This window comes from Streptomyces showdoensis (assembly GCF_039535475.1).
GTDB classification, from domain to species: domain Bacteria; phylum Actinomycetota; class Actinomycetes; order Streptomycetales; family Streptomycetaceae; genus Streptomyces; species Streptomyces showdoensis.
In genome coordinates, this window is record NZ_BAAAXG010000026.1 from 3,449,092 (window position 1) to 3,463,283 (window position 14,192).

General features: G+C 72.7%; 11 protein-coding genes and 1 pseudogene. 3 read left to right on the plus strand and 9 right to left on the minus strand.

The annotated features are described in order from the left end of the window. Positions 1-14 precede the first annotated feature (14 nt). The gene (locus tag ABD981_RS28820) at positions 15-374 is read right to left on the minus strand and encodes an arsenate reductase family protein (protein ID WP_046909913.1); all 360 of its coding nucleotides are present in this window, start codon (positions 372-374) and stop codon (positions 15-17) included. Positions 375-510: 136 nt separating this feature from the next. Between ABD981_RS28820 and ABD981_RS28825 the strand changes: the two genes are divergently transcribed. Then, entirely contained in the window at positions 511-786 is a 276-nt protein-coding gene (locus tag ABD981_RS28825; protein WP_046909914.1) for a hypothetical protein, read from the plus strand. A 331-nt stretch (positions 787-1,117) separates the two neighbouring features. Here ABD981_RS28825 and ABD981_RS28830 read toward each other — a convergent pair. The 4 genes and pseudogenes from ABD981_RS28830 to ABD981_RS28845 form a co-directional block, all read right to left on the minus strand. Further along, a pseudogene (locus ABD981_RS28830) lies at positions 1,118-2,041 on the minus strand (cytochrome P450 family protein); the annotation flags it as partial. After that, positions 2,038-2,766: a cyclodityrosine synthase gene (locus tag ABD981_RS28835; RefSeq protein WP_123954847.1), complete on the minus strand. Its 729-nt coding sequence runs from the start codon at positions 2,764-2,766 to the stop codon at positions 2,038-2,040. The gene ABD981_RS28835 and the pseudogene ABD981_RS28830, both read right to left, overlap by 4 nt. A gap of 101 nt (positions 2,767-2,867) precedes the next feature. Further along, the gene (locus ABD981_RS28840) at positions 2,868-6,848 is read right to left on the minus strand and encodes a wHTH domain-containing protein (RefSeq protein WP_123954844.1); all 3,981 of its coding nucleotides are present in this window, start codon (positions 6,846-6,848) and stop codon (positions 2,868-2,870) included. A 64-nt stretch (positions 6,849-6,912) separates the two neighbouring features. Then, entirely contained in the window at positions 6,913-7,878 is a 966-nt protein-coding gene (locus tag ABD981_RS28845) for a hypothetical protein (RefSeq protein ID WP_046909917.1), read from the minus strand. A gap of 558 nt (positions 7,879-8,436) precedes the next feature. Here ABD981_RS28845 and ABD981_RS28850 point away from each other — a divergent pair. Continuing rightward, positions 8,437-9,690, plus strand: coding sequence for a thioester domain-containing protein (locus ABD981_RS28850; RefSeq protein ID WP_046909918.1), 1,254 nt, complete (start codon positions 8,437-8,439; stop codon positions 9,688-9,690). A gap of 124 nt (positions 9,691-9,814) precedes the next feature. Here ABD981_RS28850 and glnA read toward each other — a convergent pair whose 3' ends face one another. After that, on the minus strand, positions 9,815-11,239 hold the full coding sequence (gene glnA / locus ABD981_RS28855; protein WP_046909919.1) for a type I glutamate--ammonia ligase: 1,425 nt from the start codon (positions 11,237-11,239) through the stop codon (positions 9,815-9,817). Between the two features lie 222 nt (positions 11,240-11,461). Here glnA and ABD981_RS28860 point away from each other — a divergent pair, with 222 nt between their 5' ends. Beyond that, a complete protein-coding gene (locus ABD981_RS28860) occupies positions 11,462-11,929 on the plus strand; it encodes an RDD family protein (RefSeq protein WP_046909920.1) in 468 nt (155 codons plus the stop codon). A 105-nt stretch (positions 11,930-12,034) separates the two neighbouring features. Here ABD981_RS28860 and ABD981_RS28865 read toward each other — a convergent pair whose 3' ends face one another. The 3 genes from ABD981_RS28865 to lipA form a co-directional block, all read right to left on the minus strand. Continuing rightward, positions 12,035-12,745, minus strand: coding sequence for a DUF4191 domain-containing protein (locus ABD981_RS28865; protein WP_046909921.1), 711 nt, complete (start codon positions 12,743-12,745; stop codon positions 12,035-12,037). 10 nt (positions 12,746-12,755) lie between these two features. Next, positions 12,756-12,965: an SCO2195 family GlnR-regulated protein gene (locus ABD981_RS28870; RefSeq protein ID WP_046909922.1), complete on the minus strand. Its 210-nt coding sequence runs from the start codon at positions 12,963-12,965 to the stop codon at positions 12,756-12,758. A 185-nt stretch (positions 12,966-13,150) separates the two neighbouring features. After that, positions 13,151-14,119, minus strand: a complete 969-nt coding sequence (gene lipA / locus ABD981_RS28875) for a lipoyl synthase (RefSeq protein ID WP_046909923.1) — start codon at positions 14,117-14,119, stop codon at positions 13,151-13,153. Between the last annotated feature and the right edge of the window lie 73 nt (positions 14,120-14,192).

A 14,192-nucleotide genomic window follows, 5' to 3' on the forward strand; every position in this document is an offset into this window, starting at 1 on the left:
CCCGGCCGGGGGGGTCAGCGGGACAGCGCGTCCCGCACGGCCTCCTCGGAGCGGGCGACGACGGCGGTGCCGTCCTCCGCCGTGATGATGGGCCGCTGGATCAGCTTCGGGTGCGCGGCCAGCGCCTCGACCCAGCGGTCCCGGCCCGCCTCGTCCCGCGGCCAGTCCCTGAGCCCGAGCTCCTTCGCGGCGGCCTCCTGCGTGCGCGTGATGTCCCACGGCTCCAGGCCGAGCCGCCCGAGCACGGCCCGGATCTCGTCCGGGCTCGGCACGTCCTCCAGGTAGCGCCGCACGGTGTAGTCGGCGCCCTCGGCGTCCAGCAGGGTGAGCGCGCTCCGGCACTTCGAGCAGGCGGGATTGATCCAGATCTCCATGCCCCCCAACGTACCGCCAAAGCACCGCCAAAGCCCGTCCGACCAGGGGCGATTGTCAGTGGGGGCGACTAAAATGGGGGGTGAGAGCGAGGGTCCCGGGGAGGGCCCTCGCCCACCGTTCGCCAGGAGGTCGCGCATGGCTCTCGCCGTGATCCGGACACCGTCCCTCGAACCCTGGAAGCCGCTCCAGAAGCAGCCGCTGCCCGCGGGCCACCCCCGCGAGTGGTACGTCACCCACAACCGCCGACTGAAGGCCATGCGCCTCGCGATCGCCCTGCTCGACGCGGGGGTCTACATCCCCTCGCGGGCCACCAACGCGAAGATACGCACGACCGCCGTCCAGCTCGGCATCCACCCGCCCTCCGACACCACCTGCCACATGGTGCGCGCCCTGATCCGCTACGGCCGCTGACCCCGGAGGGCGCCGCCCGGCACACCCGGTGCCGGGCGGCGCCCTCCCGTACGCCCGGGGCGCGTCCTACCAGGCCACGGGCAGCCGCTCCGGCAGCCGCTTCATGAAGTTGGTGCGCCACACCAGCTGTTCGGCCGGCACCGCGAGCCGCAGCCCCGGCAGCCGTTCCAGCACGGTCTCCAGGGCGATCTCCGCGTGCCGCTTCCCGAGCGCGGTCGCCGGGCAGTAGTGCCGGCCCCCCGCCGAAGGAGAGGTGGTCGGCCGCGTTCTCCCGGCCGGGCCGGAAGACCAGCGGGTCGGCGAAGTGCTCCGGGTCGTGGTTGGCCGCCTCCACGAGCACCAGCGCCAGCTCGCCCTTGCGCACCAGCACGTCACCCAGCCGCACGTCCTCCAGCGCCAGCCGCGGCAGCCCGTCGCCGATCGACAGGTTCACCCGCAGCAGCTCGTCCATCGCCCCGGCGACCCCGCCGGAGGCCAGCGCCTCCCGCACGTCCGGCCGGGTCAGCACCGACACGAGCGCCATCGTCAGGAACCCGGCCGTGGAGATCACCCCGGCCCCGAACAGCGTCACGCCGACGGTCGCGAGCATCTCGTCCGTCAGGTGCGCGTACGCGGGATCGTCCCGCAGCGCCGCCAGTTCGGCCATCAGCCCGCCGGTCGCCGGGTCGTCGAGCCGCTCCACCATGTACGCCATGTCGCGGTCCCAGTGGAGCCCCGCGGCCTCGATCTCGCGCGGCGCGTTCATGAAGGCCACGTCCAGGCTGCGCAGCAGCCGCGGCCCGTCCTCCTCGGGGATGCCGAGCATCCGGCAGTGCAGCCCCGCCGAGTACGGATCGGCGAAGCCGCCGCGCAGCTCCCCGGGAGCCCCCTCGCCGACCATCGCGTCCAGCAGCGAACCGGCCCGCGCCCGCAGCCACTCCTCCAGACCGGGCGCCTTCGGGTTGATCGCCCTCATCACCGCCTTGCGCAGCCCCGCCCCGGTGATGTTGCCCATGTTGTTCACGACGTGCGGCGGGATGGTCAGCGCGTACTGCCGCGGCGCCCCCGGCGCGGAGGTGTCCTTCAGGCTGAACCGCGGGTCCTCCAGCACCTGCCGGCACAGCCCGTACGAGGACACCAGCCAGGCCTCGGCCCCGGCGAGGGTCCGCACCTTGCGCACCGGCTCCGTCCGCAGCCGCTCCACCTCCTCGGGCAGCCGGGTGCCGTTCCAGTCGAAGGGGAAGGCGGGCAGGGTATCGACCGTGGTGGCCGTCATCGCGGCCCTCCTTCTTCTCCGGTGTGCGCGGCGGGCGTGAGGATGCCGTGCCCCTGGTTGCGCGAGGCCCGCAGCCCGGACCCCCGGGCGTACAGCAGGTCCGCGAGCGGCAGGGCCTGGTGGTAGACGTTCAGCGAGGAGGGCACCCCGAGGATCGCGGGCGTGTCCAGGAACAGCGGCACCTCGGCGCAGATGTACTCCCGGCACACCTCCCGCTGCCGGTCGGTGATCTCCTGCCCGGGCGTCAGCTTCCCGGCCAGGAAGATCCCGGCCAGCGCGTCACAGGTCCGGCGCACCACCGCATCCCCGGCCACGGCCGCCACGGTCTCCACGTGCAGCGCCCGGTACGCGGGCACCCCGGTGAACTCCGACATCCCCCGGGCCCGCAGCCGCAGCCCCGAAGGATCCTCCTCGGCCACCGCCGCGTGCACCTTCGCCCGCACCCCCCGCAGGTTCTTCACGGCCTTCCGCCGCGCCTCGTCGGCCCCGTACCCGAGCGCCTCGTACATGTCGGCGACATGCAGATCGGTGTAGACGAAGTCGACCGTCTCGAAATGTGCGAGCCCCCAGCGCGCCAGATCGCGCAATCGCTGGGCCGTGAAGTAGCTGTTCCCCGGGGAGACGCCGATGACCACGTGCGCGCCCTCGTCTGCGATGACGCGGCAATGGTCGGTGTACGGCTGGAGTTGGAGCGTCTCTGCAGGGGCGATAGCCGCCTGAGTCACGTTCTGAATCCTCATCGCGCCTACTAGTCCCAGCGGAGCCCAGTGCTCCGGGTGTGGCGGCAGCGACGACGACACGCTATCGATCCGTCACGGAGAGCGAGTCATCTACCGGCGGGTAGGGGCGGGAATTCGTCACCTCTTCGCATTCCCGTCGCACGGGGGACACGGGCGAGGGCGGCGCGGATCGTGTCGGCGGGGTCGGGGAGGGGGACACCGAGGCCGCGGACGAGGCCGACGACCTCGGTGAGGGAGGTGCGGCGGCGGAGGGCGACGCGGTGGAGGTACTGGAGGCTGAAGTCCTGCACCTCGGGCACCTCGCCGTCCTGCAGGTCGTCGAGCCTGAGCAGCTCCGTGGCCTCGCCGAACGACAGCCCGGGCGGCAGGTCGTCGTGCGAGGGCGTGATCCCGCAGGCGCGCAGCCGCTTCGCGATGTCCCGCGGACTCGTCGCGAGGAGGCTCGCGGCCATCACGACGTGCGTGAAGGGCACGGGCGCGTTCGAGGAGGTCCACCAGTTGAAGGGACCGAAGGGGCGCAGGATCTCGCGGTCGAGCGCGGTGGGCCGCGCGGGCACGTCGAGGGCGACGTCGAAGCCGTAGGACCGCAGTCGGGCGACCTTGCGGCGCAGCTCGGGCAGGTCGTCCGGCCCGTCGAGCACGACGGTGTACAGGGGCGGTTCGGCCGGGACCAGGAGCTCCCGCTCGAACTCGTCCGTGAGCAGGGGCACGTCCTCGGGTCCGGCGTCCGCGGGAAACGCGCGGGGAACCGTGAAGCCGAGCCGGGTGAGCCGCGCGAGCACCGCGGCCAACGGCAGCCCCAGCCGGGCCGCCGCGCGAACCGCGTGTCCGGGAGGCGTCACCCTCGCCCGGTCGAGCCAGGGAGCACGACCGGTTCCCCGTTCGCTCAGCAGCATCAGGTCCTCCGCCGAAGGGCGCGGGGGGAGGCCACCGGGATCGACGGCCAGACCGTACGCCGTGAGCCGACGGCACACCTCGGCGACGGACAGGTCCGACGCGACGGCGACCCGGGCGATGTGTCCCGGCGGGACGGCCGTGTCGGAGTCGAGGAGGCCGGCCTCGTCGGACATCGGTCTTTCGACGAGCAGGTCGTCCGACGCGGCGGCCTGGCGCTCGACGTGCTCGGGCACGGTCAGCCCGAAGCCGCGCAGATGTGCCGCGGTCGCCGCCACGTCCGCTCGCATGCGGGCGGCGGCGTCGTGGAGGACGTTCGCGGTGACCCGGCTGCGTCGTGTGAGGGGGTACGCGGCGCCCTCTCCGAAGGCCCGGGCGTTCGCCGCGGTGAGCCGGGCGTCGGGCTCCCAGTGCAGGGGGTCCGCGTCGGGGAACCCGAGCCCGGCCACCCGCTCCGCGATCTCACGGGAGGTGGACGCGAGGAAGCGGGCCGCGTCGGGGATGCCGCCCAGCCTGCGTGCGGAGGAACCGAGGAGCCACTGGTCGGAAGGCACGGCCCGCAGGACCGGTCCCACGTCGCCGATCTCGGGGCACAGCTCCGCCAGGTCGTCCAGCGCCGGGTGCCGCCTGGCGAGCAGCCGCCACAGGTAGACATGGTCGGGCACGTCCTCCCCGTCCTTCGCCCAGCGGGCCGAGGAGTACCCGCTGCCGCCGCGGGACCTCGGCAGAAGGGAGAAGTCCATCGGCAGGAACCCGGCCGTCGCGGTTCCGAAGGACAAGCCCTTGAACACCAGGTCCCGCCCGCGCGCGGCCAGTGCCGAGGTCGCGATGTCGGCGAGGACGGGACTCTCCGCGGCCACCCGGCAGACCCACTCGAACCCGGGCACGCCTTCGCCCGCATCCGCATCCGCGGGCGCGTCCGCATCCGTGAGGGCGTCCACGTCCACGTCGGCGAGGATCCCCGCCGCCCGCCGCAACAGGTCGCCCACGACGGGTGCCACGTCGTCGACGACATGCTGCCGGTCCACCGACAGGCTCCCCGGCGACCAGGGCCCGCTGAGGTTCACCACGGCGCCGGTCAGGCCGGAGCCCTTCGCGCCGAAGACCCCCGTCGAGCGCACCTTCGGTGCGACGAGGAGTCCGTCCACCAGGAGCGCGCCGCCGCGCTCGCACCAGACCACGTGCACGCCCTCCGGGGCCTCGGCCCAGGGGACGAGCGAGCCGTGCGCGTTGAGGGCGGGCTCGGTCTCCCCGTAGGCCTGCGTCCGCGTCCGCAACACCCCCGGCACCCACTCGCTCACCACCCCGCCGTGCTCCGCCGTCGTCGCGAACTCCGCGATCCCCAGCACCCGTTCCAGCACGTCGACGCAGGACCAGCCCTCCTCCAGCGTCCCCGGCCGCAGGTACAGCCGCACCGTGGTGCCCGGCTCCCGGCCGCGCGCCGCGCGCTCGACGATCCGGAACAGGTGCCCGGGCCCGCACACCGACACCTCGTACACCGGCCCGGGAACGCCGTCGCGGCCCATCCGGCAGGTCGTGACCCGGATGTCGTCGGCGAGCATGAAGTAGCTGAGCACGCCGATGCCGAAGCGGCTGTTGGGGTAGAGCGTGACGGGCGGGTCGAGCCGCTCCCAGTCGGCCCGCTCCAGGGTGAACTCCAGCTGCTCGGCGAAGCGCGACCCGGCCCGCGAGAAGACTCCGCGGAGCTCCGCGTCCCCCATGCCGACGCCGTCGTCCCGGCACTCCAGGTACTCCCGGCCGTCGTCGTCGACGCCCTGCGCGAAGGCGATCCGCCCCCGGTACGGGGACGAGGAGGGCGGGCCCGTCCGGTCCAGGTACTCGCCGCGGGCCCGCCGGTAGCGGCAGGCGTCCAGGGCGTTCTGGTACAGCTCGCGGACCGCCAGGTCGCGGGACTTGTAGAGCTGCACGCCCATCGCCAGGTCCAGCATCCGGCGCCCGTCGCCCCGGAAGCGCGCGTACCCGTCGAAGGCGCCCTCGCTCGGCACCACGCCGTCGCCGGACAGCCGGGCCGGCAGCTCGGGCAGCGGCTGGGTGATCCGGTCGCGCGCGGTGCGCCGCACCGTGTGCAGCAGCTCGTCTGCACGGGCCGCGTACTCCCGCAGCCCCTCCACCACGGCCTCGTGCCGGCACTCGGCCCGCAGCACCGGAACGTCGTGCGGGCCGCCCCAGTTGGCCCCGTCCAGGGTGCGGCGCAGCGCGTCCAGGTCGACCGGGTACGGGATGGGCAGGTGCTCGGCGACGATCGCGGGCAGCGCCGTCATCTCGATCGCCATGCCGTGCGCGAGCGCGAGCAGCAGGGCCAGCCGCTGGTCCCGGATCCGCTGGTGGCCGGGGCCCGAGCGGACCCGGTCGTCGGTCGACAACAGGGTGAGGAACTCCGGGTGGCACACGTCGGGACCGCGCCGCAGCCCGTGCAGCAGGGCCGTCACCCGGCGCGGCGCCAGCGCCTCGCCGAGCCCCTCCGCCGCCTCGCCCAGCTCGTCCAGCAGCCGGCGTACGGGATCGGGCCCCGCGAACTCCCGCTGCTGCGCCAGCCAGCGGTGGAACAGCCACCAGCCGACCGCCGGCTCGGCCCCGGGCGCGCGCCGGGCCCGCTGGACGAGCGCCTGGTCCCCCTCCGTGAAGACCTCGAAGGAGCGGCGGTCCGCCGAGGGCTCCGCCACCGGGGCCAGGGACCAGGGCCGGACCGCCGCGAGCTGCTCGACGCGGAGCAGGCAGTGCGCCCGGTACAGGAACGGGAACAGGGCGAGGAGCGCCGCCTCCGCGGGATACAGGTCGAGGTCCGGGCCCTGGCCGGGCTCGCCCAGCAGCCACTCGACCTGCTCCAGGAAGCGCGCCGGGAGCCCCGGATCGTCCCAGGGGTCCTCGCCGTCGCGTGCGCGGGCGTCCGCCCGTAACCCGTCCCGTATCCCGGCCAGCCGGGTCGCCACCGTCCCGGCCAGCTCCCGGTGCGCCCGCGTGTCCCGGTCGGCCGCCACGTGCCCCCACACGGCGGAGCCGCCGACGGCGCGCACCCAGGGATCGGCGGGGGCGTCCGGCGCGGGCGGGGGAGCGGGCGCGTGGACGTGCAGGCTGCCGATCGAACCGGCCTGGACCACCGGCCCCGTCAGCGCCCCGCCGTCGACGACGTTGCGGGTCCCGCCCTGCTCCACTCCCCGCCCCTTTCTTCCGCTGCGACACGAAGGAGAGACGAACGTAGCAAGCGGCGGGGCCCCGTCAGAGCCAGTTGCGTTCCCGGGCCGCCAGCGCGGCCCGGAAGCGGTTCGGCGTGCCCAGGCGCCGCAGGAGCGCGGCGACGTGGCCCCGGTAGGTCCGGAGGGACATGCCGAGTTCACGGGCGCCCGCCTCGTCCTTGTCCACCCGCGCCATGGTGTGCAGGACGCGGCGCTCGGTGTCGCTCGGCAGGCCGTCCACGATCCCGGAGGAGCGGGCCCAGCGGTACTCGAAGAGGGCGAGCAGCGGTGACACGAGCCCCGGCTGGCGGACGATCACGGCTCCCCGCGTGATGTCCTCGGGGTCGGTGGCGACCATGGCGGTCCGCCGGTCGAAGATCACCATCCGTTCGAGCGGCCGGGCCGTGCCCCGCACCTGGGCGCCGCGCTCCGTCAGCTCCGACGCGAAGCGCCCGACCTCCGGGGCACCGAGCGCACCCGCGTGCACGAGGGTCCGCATCCGCAGGCCCCGGCGCAGGTACTTCAGGTCGGAGGCCCTGACCGTCTCGAACTCGGCGGCCAGGATGGGGCCCGGGTAGGTGGTGAGCCGCTCCTCGCGGGCGAAGAACGACAACTCGTCCACGCAGGAGGCCACTTGGTCGAGCCCCTCGACGTGCTGCAGTTCGACGACCTGCCCCCGCCGACCCGTCCGCCGGTCCGCGATCAGGCTCTCCACCAGGTGGCGTGAGGAGGCGACCCGCCGGATCTCGCCCTGCAGCCCGTGGATCCGGCTCCGCGCCAGCCGGTCGACCACGGACACCGGATCCGCGCCGCTGAACGTCCGCTGGTCGGCCGTGGTCACCATGCCCAGGTCCTGGAGCCGGCCGAGCACGCTGCCCGCGCTCTCCCGGTCGATCCCGCACGCGACGGCGACCTCGGCGATCCCGATCCCCGGGGTGCGCAGGGTCGCCCGGTAGACCGCCTCCTCGCCCGCGCTCACCCCGAGCAGCGCGAGAGTGTTGCCTTCCACCGTGTCCGCCCCGCATTCCCGTTCAGCCGTCCGGAGGGGCAGGGGTCGCGCGCCCCACAGCGTGTGCCCCTGCCCCGCGGCGGGGCCCCCCGCCCCCACAGCGCGGGCCCTGCCGAACGGAGATCGTCCACCAGGCCGGGCGCCCCTTCCCAGGGACCTAAGCCCGTACCCGGCGGGACCAACGCCCCTGCCCCGCCGTCGCCGTTCCGGGTGGTCCCGGACCGCCCGGAACGGCGCGCGGCGCCCCGGTTCGATGCCAAGGCGCGGGCCCGGAGGGGGAGTTCACCCCCGGACGGCCCGCGCGTCGGCGCGGGACGGTGCGCCCCGCGCCGCGGGACGACCCATACGGCGGACTTATGGGGCCATAGGCCGGGCCACGGGCGGAGCGTCCTGGCCTGCAGGAAGCTGCAGCCGAAGTCCGCAGGTAGTGCCCCCGTCTCCGGCCGTGATCCGGCTCGGGCCGCTCCTAGCGTGGTCGGGGCCGTGGTGACGCCTCCGGGGCAGTCGCGCCGGATCGAAGGGGCCCGAGCCCTGAACCGACAGAGGAGAAGAGCCGCAGTGAGACGGAAACACAGGAGCCTCGCAGCGATCGGCGCGCTCGCGAGCGGCCTGCTGATGAGCGGGCCGGCGGTCGCGGAGACCGGTGCAGGCGACAGCGACGACGGGGTTCTGGTCGTCGCGGAGGACACGATCCCCGAGTTCGATTACATCGCGCACGTGACGGAGCCCGAGGGCGAGGACGACGGGCTCCCCGGTGGCCTGATCAAGGTGACGACCCGCGACGGCGACACCCTGTTCGCCTACTGCCTCGACGTCCGCACCGCCCTGAGGAAGGGCGCCGCATACCGGCAGGCCGACCGGTCCGAGGTGCCCACGCTGAAGGACAACCCGGACGCGGCGAAGGTCGACTGGGTCCTTCAGCACGGGTACCCGTGGCTCTCTGAGGCCGAACTCGGCAAGCTGATAGGCCGCACGGTGTCCAAGAAGGCGGCGGCCGGAGGCACCCAGGCCGCCATCTGGCGCCTCACCAACCACGTCAAGGCGGTCCCCTGGGATCCGGCGGGCGCCGCCCTCGCCGACTACCTCGTGGCACACGCCGTCGACGCCACGGAACCGGCTCCCTCGCTGGTCCTCGACCCCGGCACGGTGACCGGGCCGGCCGGGTCGGTCCTCGGTCCGCTCACGATCGGCACCACCGGCGATCAGGTCGGCGCCTCTCTCGACCCCGCGGCCGTGGCGGCCGGCGTGACGCTGACCGACCGCGGGGGAAAGGTGGTCTCGGACGCCGAGGGCAGGCTGGCCCAGTCCGCGAGGGACGGCGAATCGCTGTTCGTGAAGGCCCCGGCCGGTGCGCGGCCGGGCACCGCGACCGTCTCGGCGATGTCCTTCGTCCCGGTCCCGGTCGGTCGCAAGCTGGTCGGCGAGGGCAGCCAGGCCCTGGCCCTCATGACCGGAGACCGGGTCCCGTTCCTCGCGCACGCGACGGTGGGCTGGACCGGCGGCGCTTCGCCGTCACCCACTCCCACCGCCGACCCCGGAGGCTCGCCGAGCCCGACCCCGTCCGTTCCCCCGAGCGCCTCCCCGACCGCACCGGGCTCGCCCGGCGTGCCGACGAGCCCGGACCCGAGCGGGAGCACGGGTCCCGCCCCCGCGCCCTCGGGCGGCGCGGACGGAGGCACCGAACTCGCCTCCACCGGCAGCAGCCGCGCCGCCCTCGGCTTCGTCCTGGTGGCGGCCGGCGGACTGTGCGTGATCGGCGCCCTCGTCGTCCTGGTCCACGAGTGGCGACGCCGCTGCCGGACCATGGACTGAGCCGGACGCGGGCCGGGCGCGGGCCGGACCGGACGCCGGAAGGGCCCCGGTCCGGCGCGATGCCGGCCCGGGGCCCTTCCGTCGAAAGCTGTGCGCGTGCGCAGGTCAGAAGACCTCCACCGGCTTAGAGGTCGAAGTAGAGCTCGAACTCGTGCGGGTGCGGGCGCAGCTGGATCGGGGCGATCTCGTGGGTGCGCTTGTAGTCGATCCAGGTCTCGATCAGGTCGGAGGTGAAGACACCGCCGGCCTGGAGGTACTCGTTGTCGTCCTCGAGGGCGTTGAGGACGGCCTCCAGGTTGGTCGGGACCTGCTGCACGTTCGCGTGCTCCTCGGGAGCCAGCTCGTACAGGTCCTTGTCGATCGGCTCCGCCGGCTCGATCTTGTTCTTGATGCCGTCGAGGCCGGCCAGGAGCAGGGCCGAGAAGGCGAGGTACGGGTTCGACGACGGGTCCGGCGCGCGGAACTCGACGCGCTTGGCCTTCGGGTTCGAGCCCGTGATCGGGATGCGCATGGCGGCGGAGCGGTTGCGCTGCGAGTACACCATGTTGACCGGGGCCTCGAAGCCCGGGACCAGACGGTGGTACGAGTTCACCGTCGGGTTGGTGAAGGCGAGCAGCGACGGGGCGTGCTTGAGGATGCCGCCGATGTAGTAGCGCGCGGTGTCCGACAGGCCCGCGTAGCCGGCCTCGTCGTAGAAGAGCGGCTGGCCGCCGGTCCACAGCGACTGGTGGACGTGCATGCCCGAGCCGTTGTCGCCGAAGATCGGCTTCGGCATGAAGGTCGCGGTCTTGCCGTTGCGCCAGGCGACGTTCTTCACGATGTACTTGAAGAGCATCAGGTCGTCGGCCGCGGCGAGCAGCGTGTTGAACTTGTAGTTGATCTCGGCCTGGCCGGCGGTGCCGACCTCGTGGTGCTGGCGCTCGACCTGGAGGCCGACGTTCTCCAGCTCCAGGGAGATCTCGGAACGCAGGTCGGCGAAGTGGTCGACCGGCGGGGCCGGGAAGTAGCCGCCCTTGTAGCGGACCTTGTAACCGCGGTTGTTCTCCTCCGCACCGGTGTTCCAGGCGCCGGCCTCGGAGTCGATGTGGTAGAAGCCCTGGTTCGCCGAGGTCTCGAAGCGGACCGAGTCGAACACGTAGAACTCGGCCTCGGGGCCGAAGTACGCGGTGTCGGCGATGCCGGTGGAGGCCAGGTACGCCTCCGCCTTCTTCGCGATGTTGCGCGGGTCACGGCTGTACTGCTCGCCCGTGATCGGGTCGTGGATGAAGAAGTTGATGTTCAGCGTCTTGTCGCGGCGGAAGGGGTCCACCCGGGCCGTCGACAGGTCGGCGCGCAGCGCCATGTCCGACTCGTGGATGGCCTGGAAGCCGCGGATCGACGAACCGTCGAACGCGAGCTCCTCCGCCGGGTCGAAGGCCGTCGCCGGGATCGTGAAGTGCTGCATCACGCCCGGAAGGTCGCAGAAGCGGACGTCGACCATCTTGACGTCGTTGTCCTTGATGAACTTCTGGACCTCGTCGGCGTTCTGGAACCCGTGCTTCTCGGACATCCAACTCCTCCTACTCCCGGCCCGGGGAGGGGCGGGCTTGCAGCTCGATGGTGCGGCCAGTGCGGTGGCACACGCAGGACCCGACCATAGGCAGACCGGATTTCTCAAGCATGACCCATTTGTTTCGTCGAAGTTAACCGGCCCGGGTGGGCCGTCACCCGTCCGCCGCACTGTGCGGACCCAGGCCGAAGTGATCAAAAACGGGCACAGTACCGTGGTCGGGTGGACAACAGGCAAGCACTCGGATCATGGCTCTCCGGACCGCGCGCCGCGGCCGAAGAAGCGGGCGTGGACTTCGGTTACCGGGGGCAGCAGCTCGGTCTGCCCGAGGAGGGGCCCGGCTCGATCGCCCGCCCCGGCCGCCGGCTCGGCGCCCTCGCCGTCGACTGGGCCCTCTGCATGCTGATCGCATACGGCCTGATCACCCACGGCTACAGCCAGGCCACCGGCAACTGGGCGCTGCTCATCCTGCTGGTCCTGAGCGTGCTCACGGTCGGCACCGTGGGCTCCACCCCCGGCAAGCGCCTCTTCGGCCTCCGGGTGGCCTCGGTGCACGGCGGCCGCCTCGGCCTCCTCCGGGTGGCCCTGCGCAGCCTCCTCGTCTGCCTGGCCCTCCCGGCCCTCATCTGGGACCGCGACGGCCGCGGCCTGCACGACCGCTTCTCCGGCGCCGTCCAGGTCCGGATCTGACACCGGCACCCGCAGCACGCGCACAGGGAAGCGCCCCGGACCGAATCGATCGGTCCGGGGCGCTTCCCGTCGTACGTGCCGCGCGTGTCGTACGTCGCCGTACGCTCAGCGCATCTTTCCGCCGCGCGGCATCCGCATGCCCTTGGGCATCGGACCCTTCGGCAGCGGCATGTTGCTCATCAGGTCGCCCATCGCCCGCAGCCGGTCGTTGGTGGCCGTCACCTGGGGGCCGGCCAGCAGCCGGGGCAGCTTCAGCATCTTGGTGCGGATCTTCTTGAGCGGCACCTGGCCCTGGTCCTCGTCGTTGCCGACGATGATGTCGGTCACCGGGACGTCCACGACGATGCGGGCGATCTTCTTCTTCTCGGCCGCGAGCAGCGTCTTCAGCCGGTTCGGGTTGCCCTCGCCGACCAGCACGACGCCCTGACGGCCGACGGCCCGGTGCACGACGTCCTGGTTGCGGTTCATCGCCACCGCCGGGGTGACCGTCCAGCCGCGCCCGATGTTCTGCAGCACCGCCGCGGCCGCGCCCGGCTGGCCCTCCATCTGACCGAAGGCCGCCTTCTCGGCGCGCCGGCCGAAGACGATGGCCATCGCCAGGAACGCCAGCACGAAGCCGAGGATGCCCAGGTAGACCGGGTGACCGATCAGGAAGCCGATCGCGAGGAGGACACCGAGTACGACGATGCCCACGCCCGCGACGACGAGACCGACCTTGGGATCGGCCTTCCGGGTCATCTTGTACGTGAGGGCGATCTGCTTCAGTCGCCCGGGGTTCGCGGCGTCAGCGCCGCCCGTGTTTGCACTCCTCGCCATGTCCTGAAGTTTACGTGGCCCGGGAAGCCCGGCCCGACACCGCCTCCAGGACGTGCTGGGCCTCCACCCGGTCCTTGGCGCGGCGGCGGTCCTCCAGGACGGAGGTCCAGGCGTTGCTGCGGGCCCTGCGCTGCCCGCGGGAGAGCAGCAGGGACTCGACGGCCCGGAGGGCGTCGGTGACGGACGGGAGCGCCGTGGCGCGGATCTGCGCGGCCTGCATGGGTGAGGGCCTCCGTGAACGCTCGGTGGCGGTGAGTGAGTAAATCCTCACGCATCGGTGTTACCAGGGCGTGACCCGGCGGTCAAACACTGATGAAACCCTGATGCGCCGAAGCGGCCGTCCGGAGGAACGGCCGCTTCGCGGACAACACCTGGTCAGGCGGGGTCAGGCGGGGTCAGGTCGGGTCAGACGGCCTGGGCCGCGTCCACCGCGCCCGCGCGCTTCTCGATCGCCTGCTGGTACAGACGGCCGGCCCGGTAGGAGGAGCGGACCAGCGGGCCCGACATCACACCGGAGAAGCCGATCTCGTCGGCCTCCTCCTTCAGCTCCACGAACTCCTGCGGCTTCACCCAGCGCTCCACGGGGTGGTGCCGGACGGAGGGGCGCAGGTACTGCGTGATGGTGATCAGCTCGCAGCCCGCGTCGTGCAGGTGCTGGAGGGCCTCGCTGACCTCCTCGCGGGTCTCGCCCATGCCGAGGATCAGGTTCGACTTCGTGACCAGACCGTAGTCACGCGCCTTGGTGATGACCTCCAGCGAACGCTCGTAGCGGAAGCCGGGGCGGATCCGCTTGAAGATCCGCGGCACGGTCTCGACGTTGTGCGCGAAGACCTCGGGGCGGGAGGCGAAGACCTCCTCCAGGAGCTCCGGCACCGCGTTGAAGTCGGGGGCGAGCAGTTCGACCTTGGTGCGGCCGTCGGCGCGCCCCGCGGTCTGCTCGTGGATCTGGCGGACGGTCTCCGCGTACAGCCAGGCGCCGCCGTCCTCCAGGTCGTCGCGGGCGACGCCGGTGATGGTGGCGTAGTTCAGGTCCATCGTGACGACGGACTCGCCGACGCGGCGGGGCTCGTCACGGTCGAGGGCCTCCGGCTTGCCGGTGTCGATCTGGCAGAAGTCGCAGCGCCGGGTGCACTGGTCGCCGCCGATGAGGAAGGTCGCCTCGCGGTCCTCCCAGCACTCGAAGATGTTGGGACAGCCCGCCTCCTGGCAGACCGTGTGCAGGCCCTCGCTCTTCACGAGGCCCTGGAGCTTGTTGTACTCCGGCCCCATCTTCGCGCGGGTCTTGATCCACTCGGGCTTGCGCTCGATGGGGGTCTGGGCGTTCCGGACCTCCAGGCGCAGCATCTTGCGTCCGTCGGGTGCGACTGCGGACACATCGGCTCCTGTAGCTTCGATTCTTCGGCGCACACCAGGGTACGCCGTTGCTTCCCATGCCTTACTACGTCCG

Excerpts from the sequence above, each read along its gene's own strand:
- ABD981_RS28820 (WP_046909913.1), bottom strand. The coding sequence starts at position 374 with ATGGAGATCTGGATCAATCCCGCCTGCTCGAAGTGCCGGAGCGCGCTC.
- ABD981_RS28825 (WP_046909914.1), top strand. The coding sequence starts at position 511 with ATGGCTCTCGCCGTGATCCGGACACCGTCCCTCGAACCCTGGAAGCCG.
- glnA (WP_046909919.1), bottom strand. The coding sequence starts at position 11,239 with ATGTCCGAGAAGCACGGGTTCCAGAACGCCGACGAGGTCCAGAAGTTC.
- ABD981_RS28865 (WP_046909921.1), bottom strand. The coding sequence starts at position 12,745 with ATGGCGAGGAGTGCAAACACGGGCGGCGCTGACGCCGCGAACCCCGGG.
- ABD981_RS28870 (WP_046909922.1), bottom strand. The coding sequence starts at position 12,965 with ATGCAGGCCGCGCAGATCCGCGCCACGGCGCTCCCGTCCGTCACCGAC.